This window comes from Geomicrobium sediminis (assembly GCF_016908595.1).
Taxonomy (GTDB): Bacteria; Bacillota; Bacilli; order Bacillales; family Marinococcaceae; genus Geomicrobium_A; species Geomicrobium_A sediminis.
This window is the reverse complement of the sequence record NZ_JAFBEC010000003.1, coordinates 105,071-129,832: the sequence shown is the minus strand read 5'-3', so window position 1 is coordinate 129,832 and position 24,762 is coordinate 105,071. Positions and strand designations below refer to the sequence as shown.

Annotated in this window: 25 protein-coding genes and 1 riboswitch; of the genes, 1 reads left to right on the top strand and 24 read right to left on the bottom strand. The window is 43.3% G+C overall.

Features of this window, described 5'->3' with window-relative positions; all coding sequences use genetic code 11:
- Position 1: 1 nt before the first annotated feature.
- Complete coding sequence (betB, locus tag JOD17_RS06125; protein WP_204696287.1) at positions 2 to 1,474, bottom strand: betaine-aldehyde dehydrogenase; 1,473 nt, start codon at positions 1,472 to 1,474, stop codon at positions 2 to 4.
- A gap of 186 nt (positions 1,475 to 1,660) precedes the next feature.
- Entirely contained in the window at positions 1,661 to 2,230 is a 570-nt protein-coding gene (locus tag JOD17_RS06120; RefSeq protein WP_204696280.1) for a GbsR/MarR family transcriptional regulator, read from the bottom strand.
- 188 nt (positions 2,231 to 2,418) lie between these two features.
- Here JOD17_RS06120 and JOD17_RS06115 point away from each other — a divergent pair, with 188 nt between their 5' ends.
- Positions 2,419 to 3,324 carry a glycine betaine ABC transporter substrate-binding protein gene (locus JOD17_RS06115; RefSeq protein ID WP_204696278.1) on the top strand — a complete coding sequence of 302 codons (906 nt, stop codon included), beginning with the start codon at positions 2,419 to 2,421 and terminating at the stop codon, positions 3,322 to 3,324.
- A 34-nt stretch (positions 3,325 to 3,358) separates the two neighbouring features.
- Here JOD17_RS06115 and JOD17_RS06110 read toward each other — a convergent pair whose 3' ends face one another.
- The 22 genes from JOD17_RS06110 to JOD17_RS06010 form a co-directional block, all read right to left on the bottom strand.
- On the bottom strand, positions 3,359 to 3,721 hold the full coding sequence (locus tag JOD17_RS06110) for a DCC1-like thiol-disulfide oxidoreductase family protein (protein ID WP_204696276.1): 363 nt from the start codon (positions 3,719 to 3,721) through the stop codon (positions 3,359 to 3,361).
- 50 nt (positions 3,722 to 3,771) lie between these two features.
- Positions 3,772 to 5,196 (bottom strand): aldehyde dehydrogenase family protein, encoded by a 1,425-nt coding sequence (locus tag JOD17_RS06105; RefSeq protein WP_204696274.1) that lies wholly within the window; start codon positions 5,194 to 5,196, stop codon positions 3,772 to 3,774.
- A 219-nt stretch (positions 5,197 to 5,415) separates the two neighbouring features.
- Positions 5,416 to 6,654, bottom strand: coding sequence for a phosphoribosylamine--glycine ligase (gene purD / locus JOD17_RS06100; RefSeq protein ID WP_204696272.1), 1,239 nt, complete (start codon positions 6,652 to 6,654; stop codon positions 5,416 to 5,418).
- Between the two features lie 11 nt (positions 6,655 to 6,665).
- Positions 6,666 to 8,201 carry a bifunctional phosphoribosylaminoimidazolecarboxamide formyltransferase/IMP cyclohydrolase gene (gene purH / locus JOD17_RS06095; RefSeq protein ID WP_204696270.1) on the bottom strand — a complete coding sequence of 512 codons (1,536 nt, stop codon included), beginning with the start codon at positions 8,199 to 8,201 and terminating at the stop codon, positions 6,666 to 6,668.
- Positions 8,198 to 8,776, bottom strand: coding sequence for a phosphoribosylglycinamide formyltransferase (gene purN / locus JOD17_RS06090; RefSeq protein WP_204696268.1), 579 nt, complete (start codon positions 8,774 to 8,776; stop codon positions 8,198 to 8,200). The genes purH and purN overlap by 4 nt, the downstream gene beginning before the upstream one ends.
- The gene (purM, locus tag JOD17_RS06085) at positions 8,773 to 9,798 is read right to left on the bottom strand and encodes a phosphoribosylformylglycinamidine cyclo-ligase (protein ID WP_204696266.1); all 1,026 of its coding nucleotides are present in this window, start codon (positions 9,796 to 9,798) and stop codon (positions 8,773 to 8,775) included. Before purM ends, purN begins: the two co-directional genes overlap by 4 nt.
- Positions 9,799 to 9,809: 11 nt before the next feature.
- Complete coding sequence (gene purF / locus JOD17_RS06080; protein ID WP_204696263.1) at positions 9,810 to 11,228, bottom strand: amidophosphoribosyltransferase; 1,419 nt, start codon at positions 11,226 to 11,228, stop codon at positions 9,810 to 9,812.
- Complete coding sequence (gene purL, locus JOD17_RS06075; protein WP_204696261.1) at positions 11,204 to 13,429, bottom strand: phosphoribosylformylglycinamidine synthase subunit PurL; 2,226 nt, start codon at positions 13,427 to 13,429, stop codon at positions 11,204 to 11,206. The genes purF and purL overlap by 25 nt, the downstream gene beginning before the upstream one ends.
- Complete coding sequence (gene purQ / locus JOD17_RS06070) at positions 13,413 to 14,099, bottom strand: phosphoribosylformylglycinamidine synthase subunit PurQ (protein ID WP_204696259.1); 687 nt, start codon at positions 14,097 to 14,099, stop codon at positions 13,413 to 13,415. The genes purL and purQ overlap by 17 nt, the downstream gene beginning before the upstream one ends.
- The gene (gene purS / locus JOD17_RS06065; RefSeq protein ID WP_042358968.1) at positions 14,096 to 14,347 is read right to left on the bottom strand and encodes a phosphoribosylformylglycinamidine synthase subunit PurS; all 252 of its coding nucleotides are present in this window, start codon (positions 14,345 to 14,347) and stop codon (positions 14,096 to 14,098) included. The genes purQ and purS overlap by 4 nt, the downstream gene beginning before the upstream one ends.
- Positions 14,340 to 15,050, bottom strand: a complete 711-nt coding sequence (gene purC, locus JOD17_RS06060; RefSeq protein ID WP_042358969.1) for a phosphoribosylaminoimidazolesuccinocarboxamide synthase — start codon at positions 15,048 to 15,050, stop codon at positions 14,340 to 14,342. The genes purS and purC overlap by 8 nt, the downstream gene beginning before the upstream one ends.
- A gap of 28 nt (positions 15,051 to 15,078) precedes the next feature.
- A complete protein-coding gene (purB, locus tag JOD17_RS06055) occupies positions 15,079 to 16,371 on the bottom strand; it encodes an adenylosuccinate lyase (RefSeq protein WP_204696257.1) in 1,293 nt (430 codons plus the stop codon).
- Complete coding sequence (gene purK, locus JOD17_RS06050) at positions 16,368 to 17,507, bottom strand: 5-(carboxyamino)imidazole ribonucleotide synthase (RefSeq protein ID WP_204696255.1); 1,140 nt, start codon at positions 17,505 to 17,507, stop codon at positions 16,368 to 16,370. Before purK ends, purB begins: the two co-directional genes overlap by 4 nt.
- A complete protein-coding gene (purE, locus tag JOD17_RS06045; protein ID WP_042358972.1) occupies positions 17,504 to 17,992 on the bottom strand; it encodes a 5-(carboxyamino)imidazole ribonucleotide mutase in 489 nt (162 codons plus the stop codon). Before purE ends, purK begins: the two co-directional genes overlap by 4 nt.
- Before the next feature lie 102 nt (positions 17,993 to 18,094).
- Positions 18,095 to 18,196: riboswitch (purine riboswitch) on the bottom strand.
- A gap of 288 nt (positions 18,197 to 18,484) precedes the next feature.
- The gene (locus JOD17_RS21510) at positions 18,485 to 18,619 is read right to left on the bottom strand and encodes a hypothetical protein (protein ID WP_275581688.1); all 135 of its coding nucleotides are present in this window, start codon (positions 18,617 to 18,619) and stop codon (positions 18,485 to 18,487) included.
- Between the two features lie 154 nt (positions 18,620 to 18,773).
- Complete coding sequence (locus JOD17_RS06040) at positions 18,774 to 18,959, bottom strand: NETI motif-containing protein (RefSeq protein ID WP_204696254.1); 186 nt, start codon at positions 18,957 to 18,959, stop codon at positions 18,774 to 18,776.
- 1 nt (position 18,960) lies between these two features.
- Positions 18,961 to 19,485 (bottom strand): DUF2179 domain-containing protein, encoded by a 525-nt coding sequence (locus tag JOD17_RS06035; RefSeq protein WP_204696722.1) that lies wholly within the window; start codon positions 19,483 to 19,485, stop codon positions 18,961 to 18,963.
- Positions 19,486 to 19,599: 114 nt separating this feature from the next.
- Positions 19,600 to 20,112, bottom strand: coding sequence for an isoprenylcysteine carboxyl methyltransferase family protein (locus tag JOD17_RS06030; RefSeq protein ID WP_204696253.1), 513 nt, complete (start codon positions 20,110 to 20,112; stop codon positions 19,600 to 19,602).
- Complete coding sequence (locus tag JOD17_RS06025) at positions 20,109 to 21,179, bottom strand: type III polyketide synthase (RefSeq protein WP_204696252.1); 1,071 nt, start codon at positions 21,177 to 21,179, stop codon at positions 20,109 to 20,111. The genes JOD17_RS06030 and JOD17_RS06025 overlap by 4 nt, the downstream gene beginning before the upstream one ends.
- Positions 21,180 to 21,330: 151 nt before the next feature.
- On the bottom strand, positions 21,331 to 22,218 hold the full coding sequence (locus JOD17_RS06020) for a glycine betaine ABC transporter substrate-binding protein (RefSeq protein WP_204696251.1): 888 nt from the start codon (positions 22,216 to 22,218) through the stop codon (positions 21,331 to 21,333).
- Between the two features lie 310 nt (positions 22,219 to 22,528).
- Entirely contained in the window at positions 22,529 to 22,819 is a 291-nt protein-coding gene (locus tag JOD17_RS06015) for a DNA primase (RefSeq protein WP_204696250.1), read from the bottom strand.
- A 287-nt stretch (positions 22,820 to 23,106) separates the two neighbouring features.
- Entirely contained in the window at positions 23,107 to 24,693 is a 1,587-nt protein-coding gene (locus JOD17_RS06010; protein WP_204696248.1) for a glutathione ABC transporter substrate-binding protein, read from the bottom strand.
- Between the last annotated feature and the right edge of the window lie 69 nt (positions 24,694 to 24,762).

Genomic DNA, 24,762 nt, shown 5'->3' with positions numbered 1-24,762 from the left:
ATTATGACTGGAACCAGTTAACGGCTGCCGGTTTTTTATTTCTAAAAATGTGTTTGACTTCGGTATATTCTTCGAGTCCAACCTTTCCTAATTCACGACCAAATCCTGATTGCTTGTAACCACCCCAAGGGGCTTGTGCAAAGTAGGGGTGGAAATCGTTAATCCAGACCGTCCCCATTCGAAGGCGCTCAGCTACTTCTTCACCGCGATCAATGTCGTTTGTAAAGACCGCACCTGCAAGACCGTAAATCGTGTCATTTGCTTTTTCTATTGCTTCTTCAGTCGTTGTAAACGTCTCGACTGTAATGACAGGACCGAAGATTTCTTCTTGAACGATTCTCATTTCAGACGTACAGTTTGTGAAAATTGTCGGCTCAAAGAAGAATCCATTCTGAAACGCTTCACCTTCTGGACGCTTTCCACCAAGTGCAAGCGTTGCACCTTCGTTTACACCTACTTCAATGTAGGCTTCCACTTTTTCACGGTGTTCTTTTGAAATTAGTGGTCCTGACTCTGTTGCCTCATCAAAGCCATTTCCAAGCGTAATGTTACTCGCACGCTTAATTAGTTCTTCAACAAATTGGTCATGCAATGATTCTTCTATTAGTAAGCGTGATCCTGCTGAACAAACTTGGCCACCGTGGAAAAAGGCAGCGTTCAATGCTTGATCAACCGCTGTGTCAAAGTCTGCATCTGCAAATACGATGTTCGGGTTCTTACCACCGAGCTCCAACGCGATTTTCTTTACGTTGTCACTTGCTGATTTCATAATCGTTTTTCCTGTTTCAATTCCGCCTGTAAAGGACACTAGGTCAACATCATGACTTTCTGATAGTGGCGCTCCTACTTCTTGACCTGTTCCAAGAACGAGGTTAGCAACACCTTTTGGTACTCCTGCTTCTTCAAACAGTTCAAAGACACGAACCGTTGTTAGCGGAGTAATTTCACTCGGCTTCATGACGAGTGTATTTCCTGCTGCTAATGCTGGAGCAAGCTTCCACGCTGCTTGGAGCAATGGATAATTCCATGGTGTAATTTGACCACATACACCAATAGGTTCGCGTACAACCTTGCTCGTCGAGTCAGGAATTGGACTTTCAATGACTTCGCCGCCATCTTTGTCGGCCAGTCCACTAAAGAATTCAAAGACATTCGCAATGTCTTCCATATCTCCCTTACTCTCTTCAAGCGTCTTTCCTGTATCAAGCGTCTCTAGTCGCGCTAGTTCCAACGCATTCTCTCTAATTAGACGACCGATGTGACCGACAATCTTGCCACGATCACTCGCTGGTGTCGTACTCCAACTTCCTTTATCAAATGCTACTCGAGCAGCACGAATTGCTTTCTCTGTATCTTCACGTGTTCCTTCTGTAGCCGTTGCAATCACTTCTTGATTAAACGGATTAATAATGTCCCTCGTTGCGCCATGCACCGATTCGGTCCATTCGCCATTAATGTACATTTTTAATTCCAAGGAACTCACTCTCCTTCAATTCATTTAATATATATTAAACGTTCTATGTATAATAATTTACCACCGTTCAAAATAACTGTCAAAGGAAATGATTATAATTTATAAGATTGGCAGTCTGAGGGCATTCCTAGCCTAAGCACAATATAAAAAGAACGAGTCCCTCTATAGGTACTCGCTCTTTATGCGTTACGATTCAGATGCTTGTCTTTTGTTATGACGTTCAAGAAGCTTTTGAGCCAAGTCGCCTTCTTCAAATTCTTCAACGAGAATATCAAGAAAACGGTAGTATTGTAGTGAATCATTAATCTTATTGAAATGTCGTTCTGCTTCTGCACGGACATCTTCTGGTGTGTCTGGGTCTTCCATTAATGCTTGATAACGTGGCTGTGCCTGCTTAACAGCATACAAGTTCACGTTCTTTTCCCTTTCCCAACGACGAGTAAAGAAAGAAATAAAAAACTGGAAAAAATCTTGTTCTGCTTGATACAGGTCTTTACGTTCGCCTTTTCGATAGACTCTATGAATAATCTTTTCTTCAAGAAGTTTTCTTACACCTAGGCTCATGCTACCTTTACTCATGCCAAGTTCGTCTCTTAATTGATCGAGTGTCATCGGTTCATCACTTAGATACAGCGTTGCATAAAGTTGGCCTACAGAGCGATTCACTCCGTAAATATCCATTGTATCGGCAATACCGTTTTTAATAAGAGCATGAATTTGTTCTAGTTCTTCTTGAGCTGCTGAATGATCAGACATCGCTAGCACCCCTTTTGTTTAAAACATATAAAACATTTTCAAAACTAGTATAGCTTTGAGGTTTCGTCTTTGCAAGTTTACTTTTTGTGACAAACACCTTATTGTTTGACTTCACTCATATTTATGATAACCTATAAGCAACGTTTAAATAATATTAAACAAACGAAATTCTTTGAAGGAGAGTGTTTATGAAGTATTGGAAGCATTCTTTATTAGGGATCAGCGCAGTCATGCTCGCAGCTTGCGGGAATGGAGATGAAGATGCCGCAAATGATGATGCCGGCGCAACCGAGGAAGAAGAAACAACAGAATCGGCTACAGAAGGTGGCGAGCTTGAACTCGTATACGTAACGTGGGATTCTGAAGTTGCATCAAATAACGTAATGAAACTCGTCCTAGAAGAAGCGGGTTACGACACGACCATTACGACGGTCGAGCAAGGAGTCATGTGGGCAAGTGTTGCTTCTGGTGACGCAGACGCTCACGTCGCAGGTTGGTTACCAGATGATATGAAATACGACTACGAACAGTTTGGCGATGAAGTCGTTGATCTTGGACCGAATCTTGAAAACGCTCAAACGGGTCTTGCTGTACCAACGTACATGGACATCGATTCAATTGAAGAACTTGATGGTTCTGTCGTAAGTCAAATTACAGGTATTGATGCAGGTGCTGGGGTCGTATCAACAACTGAAGAAGCTCTAGAAGAATACGGCATTGATGATGTAACCGTACAGACAAGCTTCGACGCTGCAATGACTCAAGAACTAGCAACACATATTGCAAATGAAGAACCGATTGTTGTCACTGCTTGGCAACCACACTGGAAATTTAATACGCACGATTTAAAGTTTCTTGAAGATCCAAAAGGAATTTTCCAAGAAGACGGTGAAATTCGTACAATCGTACGCGAAGGCTTAGAAGAAGACGACCCAGTCGCTTTCCAAATTCTTGATAACTTCTATTGGACAACAGATGATATGAACGCAGTCATGCTCTACATCTCTGAAGAGGGTATGGGAGAAGAAGAAGCTGCTCAAAAATGGATCGACGACAATCGTGAAACGGTTGACGAATGGCTAGACGTTCAATAATTAGGTGTCCCTTTCGGGGCACTTTTTATTATGCTTATTTGTAAGGCAGTGTTTTGAACCAACGATGGCGCCTGTTTGAAACAAATCGGTAAACCGGTTGCCCTATAAGACGCGCACCAGGTACATATAGAACGATTCCAATTGGCCTTGTAATCGGTATTGTAATCAAAAGCTTTCGAATGGCATTATACCCGATATACACAGTCTTCGCATTACTTAACAAGTAAATTTCTTTTTCCATATCCTTAAATTGCGCTGCCAGTCTTTTCGTCTTATTACTAACTTCTTGAACAGGGTACCAATCGACGTTTTGATTGCAATCCAACTTCTTCATCGTTCGTTTTAGCCCTTGGCATAGTGTACACGTAGCATCATAGAAAACGACGTGCCGCTTCACTTTTCCACCTCGCTTAGAAACAACCGAAGGGATGACCTTCGGTTGTTCGTTTACACTCCCATAATTGCTTTTTCTTCTAGATACTCTTCAATACCAAAGTCGCCCCACTCACGACCAATTCCAGATTGTTTGAAACCACCAAATGGCGCTAGATGATCCGTTTTGGCATCATTTACTGTAATTTGACCGGCGCGAATGTTGCTTGCGACATATTTCAAGGATTTCTCATCTTCACCAATAACATATCCTGCTAAGCCATACGGAGTATCGTTAGCAATTCGAAGACCTTCTTCAATGTCGTCATACGTAATAATCGCCGTTACAGGACCGAAGATCTCTTCTCGAGCGATAACCATATCATTCGATACATCTGAGAAAATCGTCGGTTTTACATAATAGCCTGTTTCTAGACCATCAGGCTTTCCTTCCCCACCTTCTACGAGGCGAGCACCTTCTTCTTGTCCCTTTTTGATATAAGACTGAACCGTATCGTATTGTTTCTTTGAAATGAGAGGTCCAGTAAAGTTGGCTGTATCTTGTGGATCACCCATCTTAAACTTGTCTAACGCTTGGACTAACGCCGTTTCAAAGTCTGATTGCATTTCTTTTGGAACTAGAATTCGCGTTCCAGCTGAACAAACTTGTCCACTATTGAGCATCATGTGTTGAGCGGCGGACTTTGCAGCTTTTTGAAGGTCGGCATCTTTCAAAACGAAGAGTGGAGACTTTCCGCCAAGTTCAAGTGCGACATTCTTAATCGTTTGTGATGCATTTTCCATTACTTTCGTTCCTACTGCTCCAGAACCGGTAAACGACACGAAATCGATGTCTGGGTGAGAACTAATGCCATCACCGATCGTATCTCCTGTTCCATTTACGAGGTTAAAGACACCTTTTGGTGCTCCTGCCTTTTCAATAATTTCTGCAAGCATAATCGCTGCATACGGAGTCTCTTCTGATGGCTTTAAGACAATCGTACTTCCCGCTGCAATTGCCCCAGCAATCTTCGTTGACGTCTGATTCGTCGGGAAATTCCACGGTGTAATCAACCCGCTAACACCGACTGATTCCTTAACGACCGTATGACCTCCACGCTCTTCTTCAAACGAATAGTCTTCTAATGCTTTTGCGACCGTTCGAAAATGAGCGAGTCCCATTTCATAATGAACGTTTTCAGAGATTGTCCGTGGCGCACCAAGTTCTAGTGTCATCACATCAATAAACTCATCTTTGCGCTTCTCATATTCATCTGCAATTCGATTTAATAAATCAATACGTTCTTTCTTAATCGTTCTAGAAAATGCGGGTAAAGCATCCCGCGCTGCTTGAACAGCTTTATCTAAATCTTCGCTAGTACTCGCTGAAATTGTACCGATCACTTCTTCAGTCGCAGGGTTAATTACGTTAATTGTTTCATCATTTGTTGAGTCAATCCATTCACCGTTAATAAACAACTTGTTTTCGTGTTTAAACATGATTGCTTCACTCCCTTTGATTGTACAGAGGGTGTTCCCGCTGTCCATAAATTTAAACCTATCGAACGATCAACCTGTTCACGTGTAAACGGTTGATCTCGCGTCGTTACTAGCCAAAAATTCTTGTCGCGATGTGATTTAAGACTTAGTCTTCGGATACAAAAGCGTGCCTTACAAACATAAAAAACCACCCTCAAAAGGGTGGTTTCTTCACGATCATTATAGCGCTCGGTACGCAATATCGGTTCGGTAATGATAACCTGTTGTATCTAACGAGTCTACATTTTCATAGGCTTTTGCTTGTGCTTCTTTCAATGATGAACCTTTGCCAATGGCAATATACACACGACCCCCGCTACTTGTAAGCCCCTTGGAACCTCTCTCAACTCCTGCGTAGAACACCTCTCCGCTCGGTCGCTTTGGCACGGGTAATCCTTTCGTATAGCTACTCGGGTAACCGTCTGCTGCGAGTACAACACCAACAACGGCTTCTTCTGACCAATGGACCGCTGGCTCTTCGTCATTTAATACAGCTTGAATAATATCAACAAGGTCGCTTTCCATACGAGAAAGAACGACTTGCGCTTCTGGGTCTCCAAATCGAGCATTAAACTCAATTGTTTTTGGGCCTTCTGCGGTCATCATCAATCCTGCATACAAGACGCCAGTAAATGGTGTCCCTTCTTTAATCATCGCTTGTGCAGTTGGCTTTACGATCGTCTCGATCGCTTTAGAAATGTCACTACGATCAATGTGTGGTACCGGCGAATAAGCTCCCATTCCACCTGTGTTAGGGCCTTGATCAGCATCAAACGCTCGCTTATGGTCTTGGGACTCTGCAAGTGGAACGACAGTGTCACCATTAACAAGTGCTAAGATCGACAGTTCCTCACCTTCAAGATACTCTTCTAACACGACTTTCGCGCCCGTGCCAAATGCATCATCAAGTAAAATGTCGCGAAGAGCTAACTCCGCTTCGTCTAGAGTCATGGCAACCGTTACACCTTTACCCGCAGCAAGACCGTCTGCCTTTACGACAATTGGTGCGCCTTGTGTTTTTGTATAGTGAAGTGCTTCTTCAAAGTCAGTAAACACTTCGTAGTCTGCAGTAGGGATGTTGTACTGTTTCATCAAATCTTTGGCAAACGCTTTGCTACCCTCGATTTGTGCTGCTTTTTTACTTGGTCCAAACACGGCTAATCCAGCTTCCGTGAACGCATCAACAACCCCTGCAGCAAGCGGCGCTTCCGGACCAATCACGGTAAGTTCTACGTTGAGTTCTTTTGCGTTTTGGATTAGCTCATCGTGATTTGCAATATCCACGTCTAAACTCGTTGCAACGTCTTCCATACCAGGATTCCCTGGTGCAACGTAGACCGTTTCTACGCGCTTACTTTGTGCAAGCTTCCAAGCAAGCACATGCTCGCGACCACCGTTACCTACAACTAAAACGTTCATCATCATTCCTCCTAGGCGTGTCTAAAGTGGCGCATACCAGTGAAAACCATTGCAATACCTGCTTCATTAGCAGCTTGAATCGACTCTTCATCACGAATGGAACCGCCAGGTTGAATGATAACTTTTATACCTGCTTCAGCTGCTTTTTCAACCGTATCTTTCATCGGGAAAAATGCGTCTGATGCGAGTGCACTGCCTTTTGCTAATTCTCCTGCTTGCTTAACAGCGATTTCACAAGCGCCAACACGGTTCATTTGTCCTGCGCCAACGCCAACAGTACGGTTTCCATTCACGAGTACAATGGCGTTTGATTTCACATGTTTTACAACGCTCCAAGAGAGTTTCAAGCTTTTCCACTCATCTTCAGTTGGCTTACGTTCTGTTACAACTTCTACCGTTGCCTCATCTAAGCCAGAACGGTCTTCGTCTTGAACGAGTAAGCCGCCTTGAACTGATGTAATCGTTTGAACGTCGTTTTTCTTCGTCGTGTTGTTCACTTTTAAGAGACGGATATTCTTTTTCTTCTTTAAAATTGCGAGAGCATCTTCGCTATAGTCTGGAGCAATAATCACTTCTAAGAATATGTCTGCCAACTTTGTAGCGGTCGCTTTATCGATCGTTTCATTTACAGCGACAATTCCTCCGAAAATCGATACAGGATCTGCTTCATACGCTTCATCAAATGCGCCTTCAAGCGTGTCAGCGATTCCTACACCACAAGGGTTCGTATGCTTCACAGCAACTGCTGCAACCGTATCTTTGAACTCGGATACGAGTGCAAGTGCTGCATCTGCGTCATTAATATTGTTGTACGAAAGTTCTTTCCCATGAAGTTGTTCCGCATTTGCAAGAGATGGACTAGCTGGAAGTGCCGTCTCATAGAACGCTGCTTCTTGATGAGGGTTTTCCCCGTAGCGAAGCGTTTGTTTACGTTCATATGTAAGCGTTAAGCTTTCCGGGTATTTCTCATTACTTTCTTTCGTTAAGTATTCAGCAATCAACGCATCATAGCTTGCGGTATGACGGAACACTTTCGCTGCGAGGCGACGTCGCGTCGTGCCACTCACTTCTCCTTTTGAAAGCTCTTCAAGAACAACGTCGTAATCAGTTGGGTCCGTTACAACCGTAACACTTTCATGGTTTTTGGCTGATGCGCGTAACATCGCAGGACCACCAATATCAATGTTTTCAATTGCATCTTCAAATGTTGTACCATTCTTTTTTATTGTTTCTTTAAATGGATACAAATTAACGACAACGAGGTGAATTGGAGAGATTCCTTGTTCTTCAAGAGCTTTCATATGGTTCTGATCACTTTGTTTTGCAAGAAGTCCACCGTGAATGGCTGGGTGCAATGTCTTCACACGACCTTCAAGAATTTCAGGGAAATCTGTGACGTTTGAAATGCCAATTACGTCGATTCCAGCATCTTGCAACGCCTTCTTCGTACCCCCTGTTGAGATAATCTCAAAACCTAGTTCAATGAGTTGCTTAGCAAATGAAGCGACTCCTGTTTTATCACTTACGGAAATGATTGCGCGTTTCATTGGTATGCTTCCCCTTCCTTAAAAACCCTTTGTAGCGTTTTTGGATACAGTTGATGTTCGAGTTGCTGAATGCGCGTTGTGAGTTGTTCCTTCGTTTCTCCTCGTTCAATGGAAAGTGATTGTTGTGCAATAATTGGTCCTGTGTCCATTCCACGATCAACATAGTGAATGGTTACTCCACTTTTCGTTGCTCCGTCATCAATCGCTTGACCGATTGCATCAAGTCCAGGATAACTTGGCAGCAATGATGGATGAATATTGACCATTCTTCCTTCATAATGACGAAGTAGCACATCGCCAATCAACCTCATATACCCTGCAAGTACAACCCATTCCACACGATGTTCTTTTAGAAGCTTAAGTAAAGCTTCTTCATACTCTTCCTTGGATTCATACTCTTTTGGAGAAAATTGATACGCCGTAACGTTGTATTGCTCTACTTTAAAAAGAACACCGGCATCTTTACGATCACTAAAAACAAATTGTGGTACACCTTCTAAGTCACCGCTTTGTACCGCTTGAAGAATGCGTGCTGCATTGCTTCCAGAACCCGATGCAAATATGGCGAACCTCACGACGTCACTCCCTTAACCGTAAGACCTTTGTTGGTTGTTACTTTTCCAATTGTCACGGATCCGTCGATGCGCTCAAGCACTGTTGCTTCATCTACAGGTCGCACTGCAAGCACAAAACCGATGCCCATATTAAACGTTCCATACATATCACGATCTGACAACTGTCCAAGTTGTTGCAAGAACGCAAAGATTGGAAGTCGATGCCACGTTGATGGATCTACCGTTGCACCAAGACTATCCGGCAACATACGTGGAATGTTCTCATACAAACCTCCACCAGTGATGTGAGCCATTCCTTTTACAGCATCGGTGTCCTTTAAGAGTGGCAAAACATCTTTGACATAAATACGAGTAGGTGTGAGTAGCTCTTCAATGAGCGAACGCTTAAATGGTTCGTAGATCTCATGGTAATTGAGCTCACCGTCATCTACGAGTTTTCGTACGAGAGAAAATCCGTTACTATGAACACCCAAAGACGGGATCGCAATGAGAAGATCTCCTTCTTGAACATTCTCATTCGTGACGATTTTCGCCTTTTCAACAGCACCAACAGCAAACCCAGCAAGATCATATTCATCTTCTGCATACATCCCTGGCATTTCAGCGGTTTCCCCACCGATGAGTGCACTTCCTGCTTCTACACAGCCGTCACTAATTCCTTTTACAATTTGCTCAATGCGGTCAGGATCCGCTTTACCTGTTGCAATGTAATCTAGGAAATACAACGGTTCGGCCCCTTGAGCTAGAATGTCATTTACACACATTGCAACCGCATCAATTCCAATTGTATCGTGACGATCCGCTTGAAACGCAAGCATAAGTTTCGTTCCGACACCATCTGTACCTGACACGAGAACGGGTTCATTCATCGCTAATTGCGAGAGATCAAACATGCCACCAAAACCGCCAAACGCCCCCATAATCCCTTGTCGCTCTGTGCGTGTAATATGCTTTTTCATTCGTTTCACAGCTTCGTAACCGGCCTCTACATCAACACCGGCTTGCTTATATGCCTCGCTCAACGCAATTCCCCCTAATCCATGCCTACGGTGACAAGTTCTTTTTTCGTGTTGAAAATGGCAGTCGGATATTGATCGGTAAAACAAGCTAAACATTGACCACAGTTTGGTTGTGACTCGTCACGGCCGATGCCAGACTTTAATCCTTCTACGGATAAGAAGCTTAATGAGTCTGCCCCCATCATTTCGCGCATTTCTTCAATGCTTAAGTTCGCCGCAACAAGTTCACCACGACTAGACGTATCAATACCGTAAAAACAAGGGCGAATAATTGGTGGAGCGCTAATACGTACATGTACTTCCGTAGCTCCTGCCTCTTTTAGAAGGCGAACAATTCGTTTACTCGTCGTACCGCGAACGATTGAATCATCGACCATCACGACCCGTTTTCCTTCAACGACCCCGCGCACGGCAGATAACTTCATTTTCACGCCTTGCTCACGAAGCTCTTGAGACGGTTGAATAAACGTACGACCAACATAACGGTTTTTAATTAAGCCGAGCTCATACGGAATCCCAGTTTTTTCAGCGTAGCCAATTGCGGCTGAGATTGAAGAATCCGGAACACCTGTAACGACATCTGCTTCAATTGGCGCTTCTACTGCCAATTGCTTTCCGAGCTGCTTTCTTGCTGTGTGGACGTTGATTTCGTCTAAGTTCGAATCAGGACGAGCAAAGTATACGTACTCCATGCTACATAACGCTCGGTCTTCTGCTTCTGAGAAGCGTGACGAGTGCATGCCACTTTCATCGAAAATAATCATTTCACCTGGAGCGACTTCTCGTTCATACGTCGCACCGATAATATCAAACGCACACGTTTCAGAAGCAACGACGTACGCGTCACCGAGGCGACCGAGTGAAAGCGGGCGTAAGCCGTGTGGATCTTGAGCGACAATAAGCTCTGTTTCAGTCATTACAGCAAATGCATAGGCACCGATCAATTGCGGTAGTGCTGCGTGCAGCTGTTTACGGAGTTTCGTAGAACTTTGACGCTTAAGAAGATGCGCCAACACTTCAGTATCCGTTGTCGTCTGAAAGATACTGCCTTTACGCTCAAGGTCACCTTTTAAAATTTGATAGTTTACGAGGTTACCATTATGAGCGATGGCCATGCCACCGTCTTCGGAGCGAAAGTGGAGCGGCTGAACGTTTTCAATTCCGCCTCCACCTGCTGTTGCATACCGAACGTGACCGATCGCATGATTGCCTTTTAATCCTTCTATATCGCCAGGTCCAAACGCCTCTGTGAGTAGTCCGACTCCTTTATGTGCATACAGTTGTTCTTTATCACTCGTAACAATGCCTGCACCTTCTTGACCACGATGTTGCAGACTGTGAAGACCATAGTAAGCCAGTTGAGCGGCTTCATTATGTCCCCAAATCGCGAACAATCCACACTCTTCATTTAAGCCTTTGATTTCAGCAAACATGGGATGGCTCCCTTCCAAATGCGAGTTAGTTCTTCTGTAGACTCGTTTACAAATGGCTGCCCGTTTTCATCTTCAATCGTGACGTGTTGGTCAGCTGTAACCGTACCAACAGCGACAGCTTCTGGGATCAACGCTTCAAATTGCTTAGCGTCTGTTGCTTTTACTGTAAACACATAGCGAGAAGGTGCTTCTGAGAACAGCGTTTCCACGTCTTTTGACAGTGTCACTTTCAAACCGAGTTCTGTTCCCATTACTTTCTCTGCAAGTGCAACAGCCAATCCACCTTCTGCTAAATCGTGAGCAGATTGAACGACGCCTGCTTGAATCGCAGTTAACACTTGTTCTTGACGCTTGCCTTCAAGCGCTAGATCAATCTTCGGTACAATGCCAGACAAGTCGTCGTCTTGCATAAGCTGAAGTTCACTTCCACCGAAGTGTTCAGAACCTTCACCAAGAACATACACCACGTCACCAGCAGCTTTTGCTTGTTGCGTCGTAATGTGGTCTGTGTCTTCAACTAAACCGACCATACCGATAATTGGCGTTGGGTAAATGGCTTCCCCAGATGTTTCGTTGTACAACGAAACGTTTCCACTAATGACTGGGGTAGAGAGGGTGCGACAAGCCTCACTCATGCCTTTTGTCGACTCTTTCATTTGCCAGTAAATGTTCGGTTGCTCTGGACTCCCGTAATTTAAGCAATCAGTCAGTGCGAGTGGCTTTGCACCTGAACAGACGATGTTTCTTGCCGCTTCCGCTACAGCAAGCTTCCCACCATTTTCAGGGTCTAGCTTAATGTAACGACTGTTACCATCCATCGTCATGGCAAGTGCTTTTTTCGTACCACGAATGCGTAGAACAGCAGCGTCCGAACCTGGAACAACAACGGTATTCGTTTGAACCATATGATCGTATTGATCGTATACCCATTCTTTGGATGCAATTGTAGGTCGTCTTAACAATTCACGAAGTGTCTCGTTGTAGTCAGTAATCGTTTCTGGTTGCCACTGCTTTGCTTGATTCTCTTTAAAAGACTGTGGTTCCGTTGAAGTTACTTCATAGACTGGAGCATCGTCAGTGAGTGCTGTGACCGGAACATCCGCAACAACTTCACCGTCAAAATAAAGCGTTAAATTGCGGTCATCCGTAACCTCACCGATTGAAGCATAATCAAGGTCCCACTTTTCACAAATCGCTTCGATTTCTGACTCGTGTCCCTTCTTGACGACAAGGAGCATACGCTCTTGGGATTCAGACAACATCATTTCGTATGGTGTCATGTTCTTCTCTCGTTGTGGTACGTGATTTAGGTTCATGTTAATACCAGAACCGGCTTTACTCGCCATCTCTGCTGATGAACTCGTAAGACCTGCTGCACCCATATCTTGAATTCCAACAAGAGATTCTAATTGAACGAGCTCCAAGCAAGCTTCTAAGACACGCTTTTCTGTAAACGGATCTCCAACTTGAACAGACGGTCGTTTCGCTTGTGATTCTTCATTAAGTTCTTCTGAAGCGAAAGTAGCACCGTGAATACCGTCACGTCCAGTGCTTGCACCTACGTACATGACCGTGTTCCCAACACCTGCGGCTACACCTTTTTGTAAATTTTTGTGGTCAATGAGTCCAACACACATCGCATTCACGAGAGGATTCCCGTCATAAGAGCGGTCAAATTGGACTTCACCACCAACAGTAGGTACGCCTACACAGTTGCCGTAACCCGCAATCCCAGCGACAACTTCTTCAAACAAATAACGTACACGAGGTGTGTCTAGTGGACCGAAACGTAGCGAGTTAAGTAGCGCAATGGGACGCGCGCCCATTGAAAATACATCACGCAAAATCCCGCCTACACCAGTAGCTGCCCCCTGATATGGCTCTACTGCTGACGGGTGGTTATGACTTTCAACTTTGAAGACGACTGCTTGCTCATCTCCAATGTCAACGACACCTGCGCCTTCTCCCGGTCCTTGTAATACGTGAGGACCGTCGACAGGAAATTGGCGAAGTAATGGTTTGGAATGTTTGTAGCTACAATGCTCTGACCAGAGTACGCTGAACATGCCAATCTCTGTATAGTTTGGCTCGCGTCCAATTAACTCAACGATTCTCTCATACTCATGATCTTTAACGCCCATCTCTTGATAGATTTTCTCTTCTTTAATCGTTGCTGATGATGGTTCAGTTTGTAACAACATTCGATTCCCTCCAATTGCGATAAACACTCGTAAACAATTTCCGTCCATCTTCACTACCAAGCCAAGCTTCCATCGCTCGCTCAGGGTGTGGCATCATGCCAAGAACGTTACCTGCTTCGTTCTGAACGCCTGCAATTTGACCTTTTGAACCATTCACATCATCTACGTATGTGAATACAATTTGCCCCTTTTGTTGCAATTGATCGTACGTCTTGTCATCACATTCAAAGTTTCCTTCACCGTGGGCAACAGGAATGCGAAGAACGTCACCTTTGTCATAACTTGAAGTAAAACGCGTCTTACTGTTCTCAACTTTCAGATCAACCGTTCGGCAAATGAACTTTAAATCTTTGTTTCGCTTCATTGCCCCTGGTAGTAAGCCGGCTTCTTGAAGAATCTGAAAACCATTACACACACCTACGATCGTCTTGCCCTTTGCCGCTTCCTCACTCACGCTTTTCATAACGGGCGCAAATCGTGCAATGGCTCCTGTACGAAGGTAATCACCGTAAGAAAACCCACCAGGAATAAAAATCGCGTCATAGGCTGCTACACTATTTGCAGTATGTGGAACAAATTCTACCACTTCTGCTTCCGTGAAATCCTTTACTGCATGAAACATGTCAGTGTCGCAGTTCGAACCCGGAAAAACGATGACTGCGGCTCTCATACCGTTGCCTCCCGCTCCACTTTGTAACTGTAGTTCTCAATGACTGGATTGGCTAAAAGTTGTTCACACATCGCTGTAATTCGTGCATCTAATCCTTCTCCATCTTCTACTTTAAGTTGAATCCATTTCCCAACGTTAACTTCTTCTACACCTTCATACCCAAGTGCCGTTAACGAATGTTCAACTGCTTTCCCTTGAGGATCCAATACGCCTTCTTTAAGTGTGATGTATACGTGCACGTTAACCATGAACAACGCCTCCAATGCGCTCTAATATTGTCTCGTACCCTGCTGTAAGTGAACCAAGTTCAAAGCGATACAAATCTTTATCCAATTTTTGCAATGTGTCTCGATCCCAAAAGCGACACGTGTCTGGAGAGACCTCATCTGCAAGAATTAATTCGCAATCTTTTGTCATCCCAAACTCCAATTTAAAATCAACGAGCAACAAATTCGCAGATTCACAGATTGAAAGGAGCGTTTTATTCGTTAAGAGAGCTAAACGCTTCATTTCTTCCAATTGTTCGACAGTTGCAGCTTCAAGGAGGGCGATGTGCTCCTCAGTGACAAGCGGGTCACCAAGAGCATCATCTTTGTAGTAAAACTCAACAATGGATCGTTGTAATTCGATCCCCTCTTCCCAGCCGAGTCGCTTGGCGAGGCTTCCTGCTGCAATATTTCTGACTACTACTTCTAACGGGATAATGGTCGTCGGTGTCACAAGTTGCTCTGTTTCACTTAGACGTTTGATGAAATGAGTTGGAATTCCAGCCTCTTCGAGCAACGGGAAGAAGAGTGCTGATATTTCGTTGTTCAGCCTGCCTTTCCCTTCAACGATGTCATGTTTTACCCCATTGAATGCCGTTGCATCATTTTTATATTGCAAACGGAGTTCATTCTCATTCTCCGTTGTGAATAATTGTTTCGCTTTACCTTCATATAGAAGTGTCATACCGTTTCCCTCCAGAACTTATCTTGTATTAAAGACCGACACGTTCAAACAGTACATCAACATTTTTCATATGATGCTTTTCATCAAAGCATTCATCTAAATCAGCTTGTGTTAACACTTCAGTAATCTTCGGTTCCGCTTCGACGAGAGTTCTGAATGGTACCTTCGTTTCCCAAGCTTCCATCGCTTTTGGTTGTACGAGGTCGTACGCTTCTTCACGAGCCATCCCCTTGTCAATCAAGGTTAAAAGTACACGCTGAGAATAAATGAGACCGAACGTTTTCTCCATGTTCTCTTTCATGTTCTCAGGATATACCGTTAGTTCATCTACGATTTTCGTAAAGCGATTTAACATGTAATTCAAAAGAATTGTGCTGTCTGGCAAGATAATTCTCTCTGCTGAAGAGTGGGAAATGTCGCGCTCATGCCAAAGTGGCATGTTTTCAAATGCTGTCGTCACATGTCCTCTAATTACACGTGCTAAGCCGGTCATATTCTCTGATCCAACCGGATTACGCTTATGAGGCATTGCTGAAGATCCTTTTTGACCTTTTGCGAAAAACTCTTCAACTTCACGAGTTTCAGTTTTTTGGAGGTTACGGATTTCTACTGCCATCTTCTCAATACTCGTCGCAATGAGCGCAAGAGTTGAAACATAGTGCGCATGACGATCACGTTGTAACGTTTGTGTTGAAATCGGCGCAACGTCTAATCCAAGGCGTTCACATACGTGCGCTTCAATTTCAGGAGGAATATTCGCGAATGTCCCTACAGCACCAGACATTTTTCCTACTCGAACACTTTCTGATGCTTGATCAAAACGCTCTAAGTTACGTTTCATTTCTGCATACCAGAGTGCAAGTTTCAAACCGAATGTCGTCGGCTCTGCATGTACACCATGTGTCCGTCCCATCATGAGCGTATAACGGTGTTCATTAGCTTTTCGTCCTAACACGTCAATAAAATGCTCAAGGTCACGACGGAGAATATCATTCGCTTGTTTTAATAAGTACGACAACGCTGTGTCAACAACGTCCGTTGACGTTAGACCGTAGTGTACCCATTTGCGCTCTTCGCCAAGAGTTTCTGACACCGCACGTGTAAAGGCAACAACATCATGTCGTGTACTTGCCTCAATTTCATGGATGCGATTTACATCAAATGATGCATGCTCGCGAATCTTTTCAACATCTTCTTTTGGTATGTCACCAAGTTCTGCCCATGCTTCACATGCTGCGATTTCAACTTCTAACCACGCTTGAAAACGATTTTGCTCTGTCCAAATGCTTCCCATTTCTTCTCTTGTATAACGTTCGATCATCTTGCTGCCTCCATTGCATGCGTTCGTATGTTTAATTGTTTTGATGTATTTATTGCTTCTTCAATCGTCGCTCCAACGATATTAACGTGACCCATTTTCCGTCCAGTTCTCACTTCACTCTTTCCATATAAATGGAGGAATGCATTTGTGAACTTCGGAATGGCTTCAAGTGCCTTCTCAACATGTTCCCCGAGGATATTATCCATGATTACTGGTTGATGAAGCTTCGGTTCAACGAGTGGCCAATCGCAAATCGCCCGTACATGCTGACCAAATTGAGAAACGTTGCAACTGTTCATCGTATAATGCCCCGAGTTATGAGGCCTTGGTGCTAGTTCGTTTACATAGATCTCGCCATCTGATGTGTAGAACATCTCGACTGCAAGCGTTCCTCTTAAGTCAATGCTCTTTGCAAACGTTTCAGCCATTTGAATGGCATGCGCCTCTGCCTCTGCACTAATTTGTGCTGGCACGATTGTACGCTTTAATATGTTGGCTTCATGGACGTTTTCTGCGACTGGGAACGTTTGAAGCTCTCCTTTAGCATTTCTTGTCACAATCACACTAATTTCTTTTTCAAAGGAAACAAAGCCCTCGAGAACAAGCTCAACGCCTTCGCGATCAAGCTCATGAAAAGCCTTTGCACTTTCTTCTTTTGACTGAATGACATATTGTCCTTTTCCGTCATAGCCACCGCGACACGTTTTTAACACAGCTGGTGTCCCGAGAAAATCAATTGCAGCACGTAACTCTTCAATAGAAGAAACAGCTCGGTAAGGAGCGACGGTTAAGCCAGCTTTTTCTAACGCTTCTTTTTCTCGTAAGCGGTGTTGCGTCGTTTTTAGCAACGCTGTACCTTGAGGTAGTTTACCTGCTTCTTGAAGAATCGTAGCTGTTGTTGCATCGACATTCTCAAATTCAAACGTAACGACATCACTCTGATCCGCTAACTTCTGAACAGCTTCAGGATCGTGATAAGCACCGATAACTTCAACGTCTGCGACTTGAGCTGTTGGCGAGTTGGCTGATGGTTCTAACACAGCAACTTTAAAGCCCATCGCTTTTGCTTCAAGTGCCATCATGCGACCGAGTTGTCCGCCACCTAAAATCCCGATTGTTTGGCCAGGAATAATCATACGTCCGCCTCCTGGTGTGAAAGCACCTCGTTTTTCTTAGCTTCTCTTCTTGCATCTAGTTTGTGTGCAAGCTCTTCACTAAATACACTCAGCATTTGCGCAGCCAAAAGTCCTGCGTTCTCTGCTCCTGCTGTTCCAATTGCGACCGTTGCAACTGGTACGCCTTTTGGCATTTGTACGATCGATAATAGTGAGTCCCATCCACTTAACGCTTTAGATTGTACAGGCACTCCAATGACAGGTAATGTTGTTTTTGCAGCGACCATCCCTGGTAAATGAGCCGCTCCTCCTGCTCCAGCAATAATCACTTTAAGGCCACGTTCTCTTGCTGTTGCTGCATAGTCAAACATATAGTCTGGCGTTCGATGAGCCGAAACAATTCGCTTCTCATATGGGATTTGTAATTCTTCCAACACTTGAATAGCATGAATCATTGTCGGTTCATCTGAGGTACTTCCCATTATTACGCCAACTTCAACAGTCATTTCTGTACGCTCCTATCTATAGGCATATCAAAGAGCCCGCTGTCATGTTCATCCGAGCACCGGGAGAAGACGTGTTGAACTTATGTCACATCCATAAGCACAACAAAAAAATCGTCTCCTCATAGTCCAGCTGTTTACGGTAGCTAGGTAGAAACTTTCGAGCCATATTCTCGAATTTATATGAGGTATCTTTTGAAGGATCAATGAAATGCCTTTCTCTTCTTCTATCGTAGTATGTGTAAGATTAAATGTCAATGTAAAGTCGAATATTTATACCTTTTAATAATAAATCGTTCGGATATTGACTATGTATGAATTCGTTCTCGTACGCAATTTTCCATTTATCATAGCGATTACTTAATCATCACCATGAAATCATAACTATTCCTGTATTCAGAAACCTCATTTGAGGGCAACTTCTCATCAATCGTATACCGATTACTCGTAAACATTCGCATATTCAAACAGTCATTTGCGTATATCTCTGTTTTACTACGGTTGCAGCGCGGCAACTAACCATTCATAGACGGTCATAAACAATACAGCGCCGAGGATCGATGCGGGGACGAGAATGATCATTTGTACGATAAACGGTTGTTTTCTTAATTTTGCCATGACATTCTGCATGACTTCCCACCTCTTTATCTAGTTGTATGACAAGTATACCAAAAGTTACACCTCATTTTAACTGAACTTTTCCGAACGATCTGATCCATAATTAACTTTTTTTACGGATTTAGTACATTTGAAAATGAGAATAACCTTCTCCACTTGGAGAAGGTTATTCTTTCAACACTGCTTCAAAAACGATTCTTTGTTCTTTTACCGTGACATTCTTGTTACTGTCCTCGGTAAAGATCGGTTTCTCCATGCGACGAACGGGGCGATACCCTTCACCGTCAATTCGCGCTAAACAGTCACTAATCGTTTCATGTTCTTCGACTTCAAATGTTTTCTTACGTGCCATGTTACCTACGTAGTCCTTTCACCCAGAAACCACCAAAAAACGCTTTCGGTTCATGGGATATAATGAATGCTTTTGGGTCTAATAACTTCACTGTATCATAAAGTGCCTTTTCACTTCGACGAGAAGTTAAGATCTCCATCATGAGTCGCTCTCCTTCACGCCCGTACGCCACCCAGTTCGTTACCCCGTACCCTTTGTCTCGCAGATAATTCGGAATATCTGGCTCGTATTCTTTCGTAATGACATTGACAGTAATGTAACCGAGCGCCAGTTTTTCTTCGATTTTTATTCCGATAATGACACCAATTCCATATCCTAGTGCGTACGCAACAATGTGAAACACAGAGGTCATATTGTCTAACACGATTCCAAGCCCTGTTACATAAACAATGATTTCAAACATACCCGCGAGTGCAGCTAGCATCTTTAAACCTTTAAGCGTTAAAATTAACCGTAACGTCAAAAGACTTACATAAACGATGTTAATGACAAAAATGAGAAGTACAACACTCCACATATGTTCCATGAGCTCGTTAAACAATGGCGGCGATCCCCCTGTACTCGTAACTTAAGACTTCCGCCAAAATATAACATGATTGTTCTTCCTTTAGAAGATGTAAAAAATCGCAGTTTTCGACATTTATTTTTGGTAGTGACGCAGTGCCTCTTCCTCTTTAGGGATTCGTATAAAATAAAGAAATAAGAAATTGGCAACAGAGAAAATAGCCGCTGTGACATAGGCTTGGAAAATCAGCGGTAACAACACAATTTCTAAAATAACAACCACATAGTTCGGATGTTTCATAAAGCGATAAGGTCCTTCAGCGACACGTTGTCCATCAGGTAAAACGAGAATCTTCGTGTTCCAAAAACGTCCGAGTGTCATCAGCGCCCAAAGGCGCAATGCTTGGACACCTAGAAATACGAGTAATAACGGTTGCCAAACTGGGGAAGTTTGAAAACCTGTCCAGATGACTTCACTAATCAATGTCACAAAAAAGAGGACGTGCATGCCGACCATGTACGGGTAGTGCCTCGCCCCATACTCAATCGCTCCGAGATCTTTCACGTGTCGCTCATTCACTTTGGCAACGTACAACTCAACAATTCTCTGAAAGATGACCCACGTAATAATAATTAAAAATAAAATCATGCGTGTTCACTCCATTCCACCCACAATAGTTCTGAACTAAATCCTGGTCCTAAAGCGGTTATAATGCCTTCATCGTGAGGTGCGGTGTTCCCTTCTAAAATGGATTTCAATACGTAAAGAACCGTCGGAGAAGACATATTCCCATGAGCTCGTAAAACGTCTCTTGCAGGATTCGTTTTGCCATCTGGTAATTTCAATGCATCTTCATACGCAGTTAGAACTTTTTTCCCCCCAGGATGGGCAATGAAATGCGTAATGTCATCTTTTGATTTTCCTATTGAATTTAGAAAATGGATCACATTGTCATCGAGCCAAGAAGAAACAATCGTCGGAATATCTCTGGAGAAAACAACATGTAATCCGTCGTCTTCCACGTCCCACCCCATCACACGTTCAGAATCAGGCATAAGCGTAGATTGTGTACCGGTAATGACCGGCATATATTTTTGCTTAGACGATACGTCTGTCCCCTGTAATAACGCACAAGCGATTCCATCAGAGAATAGCGATGTTCCAACAAGGTTGCTTTTTGAAACATCACCTGTTTGAAAGGTTAAACTGCACAACTCAATGCAAAGAACGAGGACACGAGCATTAGGGAATGCACGACAATATTCAAATCCCCTTGATAATCCAGCTGCACCACCTGCACACCCTAAGCCCCAAATCGGAATACGTTTCGTATGCATGTTCATGTTCAGTCGATTCATGATTCGTGCGTCGAGGGTTGGAGTTGCAAACCCTGTACTCGTCACACAAATTAACGCATCTACTTCATCTGAATGAACTTCGGCTTTATGTAGACAATCCGTCACCGCTTCAGCACCTAGTTCCACCGCACGTTCAATGAACTCGTTGTTTTTGTCACCGAATGAGTGGGGTTTTTGATACCACTCAAGGGGCATGACGAATTGTCGCTCTTTAATATCTCCATTATTAAACACACGTAAAAGACGGTCAATATCACTATATTTATCTTTGAATACTCCGCGCACAAGCGATGCAATTTGATCTTGTGAAACTGGATGTTTTGGCAATGCCGTAGCGACAGATTCAATAATAGCCAACCTCTACACCTCACTATTAGTCAATATGGGTAGAGTATCCCTCATTGGCAATTTTATGTATTATACATTCGGACATTCGATGTTAAAAAAAGTTAGTGCCTCATCCGGTCAAAGCATTTGACCGGATGAGGCACTAACCCGTGATCGATGACTATTCATCTTGGAGTTCTTCAAATGAATCAATATCCATATACTTTGGAACCGCAACACCTGTAACTGCGCCGACAGAGTTCGGACCAAGATCTACAAAATCACCATCAAATTCTTCAAATAGTGGCGTTTGGTTTGGCATCCATGAAGCAAGAAGTGCGTCTGCTGAATCTGTAGCTAATCCTGCATACATCATATTAACCGCTACTTCGTTTAAATGCGGAGTATAACCAAGGTCTTCGAGCATAACAGCAGCCATGTTCGTTGCTGCTTGTGCATCAGACCAAGCTTCGAGTACAAATCGAACTTCCTCTCCGTCACCTTCTCCAACACCGTCTGTCCATTCTTCAACTCGTTCTGGGTGGTCATCAAGCCATTCACGAGCAGCATCGTATGCACTCATCTCTTCAATGTCCATCAATGCCATTACTTCTTGTTGTTCATCTAATTCAAATTGAAACTGATCTAAAAACTGAAAAACATCAGGAAGGTCGTCTTCTAACCCATTACGCACTAGGGTATGAACGTCATTTTCTACTGTTACTACACCTTCTGGATCTTCAAGAAACTTTAATTCATACGCATTAAACTTCCAATGAGGTTGCCAAGCCGTAATAATAATAGGATCCTCATTCTGGTAAGCGGTATCAAGTGCTGCAACCATCGCACCTTCAGAACTGCTCGTAAGCGTCCAATCATCCAAGCCATAATGAACAAGTGCTTCTTCTGTCGTATCCATCATGACAGAACCGGGATCGATCCCGATAATTTCATATTCTACTTGCTCACCGAGACTTGCCGTTGATTCTTCGTCCTCACTTCCATTTCCACAAGCAGTAAGTATGACAGCAGTGCTTAGAAATGCACCCATCATTGCGAATTTTTTCATTCGTTAAACCCCTCCTGTTGTTATGCAACTAAAGTCATTCATAAAAGTTATCACGATCATCTCCATTCCACAAACCTCATCTAAGGCGGTATTACCATTAAACCGATCATTCTGTGTAATATGAGGACTTCCTCATCCCTATTGTCAGCAATCCTCAATGATGCTTCGTACTTATGTATAATATGTCTTATAGTTGTTAAATTAATGTAAATAATTTACAAATTACTGTTTGATACATAAAAAAACGCAAGGAAAATCTAGGATGATTTTCCTTACGCTTCTTGTTTTGGACAGTAGAGTCCACTATTTATTATAAGTCGCCATCTTCGTCGTCTTCACCAAGTGGGTCTTCATCTTCTTCACCAAGTGGATCTTCGTCTTCTTCACCTAGTGGATCTTCATCTTCAAGTCCGTCGTCTTCAAGTCCATCATCTTCGAGTTCACCATCTTCAAGACCGTCCTCTTCTTCACCAGGTGCTGGTTCAGCAGGAGCCTCAGTGTCCATGCCCGGATCTTCTTCTGGTGCTTCTTCACCGCACGCTGCTAGTAGTCCTACTGAAAAAATTGCTGATAGAGCTCCGTAAAGAAGTTTCTTATTCATTGTTTAACACTCCTATTTTATGAGGATCGTTATTGCTAACGGCTTGGCTTTCCTTGTTAGCTGAGTACATCATAGCAACTGAAAATTAAATCGCCTACCCTTTCTGACGTTTTTTGAAGATGCTATAGGCTTTACCACATTTGCGAAATCCTTTTGAAATCTCCGTGTCATCATTCTGATAACAACCCCCCTTTATCCAACACGATTCACACATTCCCCCAAACTTTCGCCAAATTTAGCAAAAAAAAAAAGAACAAGGACACGATCTCCTTGTTCTTCGCATGATCTTAATATTGATCTGTTTGAAGACGAACTTGACTTATATCAAATACACCAATCGGCAATGGAATGAATCCTTCCACATTCTCATGAACACCAACACGGAATGGATCATTGGCAATAAACACTAACGGTGACTCATCTAAGACGATTTGTTGGAATTCAGCATAATACTGTTCACGCACTTCAGGATCACTTTCTTCTCGTGCCTCATCTAACAGACGATCTGCTTCTTCATGATCAAAGAACGAACGGTTCCCATTCGCACCTTTATTATCAGAATGGAAAACCGAGTATGTTGCATTGTCAGCGTCTCCTGTCACAGTCGTCCAACCCGCAATCGCCATTTCGTGTTCTCCCTCACCCATTGCACTTAAAAGCGCACTCCACTCACGCTGTTCAATGGAAATATCAATTCCAATTTGTCCAAGTTGATCTTGAATGTATTCCGCAGTTTGAATGTTGATTTGGTCGTTGTCACGTACGTAAAGCGTCGTACTAAACCCATCTTCATATCCTGCAGATGCAAGCAGTTCTTGAGCTTCTTCAAGATCATAATCATTTTTATCTAAATCTTCCGTATGACCGAAGACACCAGGAGGAATCGGGCCATCAGCCGCACGACCATACCCTTCATAAATACCTTCTACAATCGTGTCTGTATCAACAGCTTTTGCAATCGCTTGGCGAACTTCAACTTGATCAAACGGTTCCACATCATTATTTAAGATAATAAAGTTCAGTCTTGTACTTTCTACCGTCTCGACATCAGCATGGTCCATCATTTCAATTTGTGATGTATTGACAGGCTCAATTTCGTCAATGACGTGTGCTTCATCATTGTTTAACATCGCAATTCTAGTGGACTGGTCTGGAACAATCTTGTACGTGGATGCTTCAATCTCAGGAAGCTCTCCCCAATACTCATCGTTGCGAACGAGACGCACCGATTCACCTTGGTTCCATTCATCTAACTGAAAGCTTCCAGTACCAACTGGTTCAAGCTCTAAGTTGCGTTCACCGTTATCGTGTTCTTCAATCGCCTTTGGACTGATCATTCCACCACCGTCATGAGTGAGGTTCATCGCAAACGGTGCAAAGGGATACTCAGTTGTCACATGAACTGTATACTCATCAACGACTTCAATTTCATCAATCATGTCGTACATAAATGCTTTTGGTGAAGCAACTTCAGGGTCAATCACACGCTCAAGATTAATTTTTACCGCTTCAGCATTAAATGGTTCACCATCGGTAAACGTCACATCTTCACGTAATACGAATTCCCATGTCAAATCATCAATCTGTTCAAAACTTTCAGCAAGCTCCGGTTGTAATTCGATGTTCTCATCGTGATTCACGAGCTTATCATAAATATTCGTTCGAATATGTGTTGAAGCAGTATCGTTCGAACCATGAGGATCTAGACTAATCGCATCATTGGCTACGGCAACAATAAGCTCGTCTCCTCCTGCTGATTCACCTTCATTACTAGAGCCAGAATTGCTAAGCTCATCTGTTGGCTCTGAAGAACACGCGGCTAATACGACCGCAACTGACGCAAACAATCCGAATTTCACTTTACTCTTATCCATGTTCATCCACCTTCTAGTTGTTATTAGAATATATGAAATTCACAAGAACAAAAAACTCCCTTTTCTAAG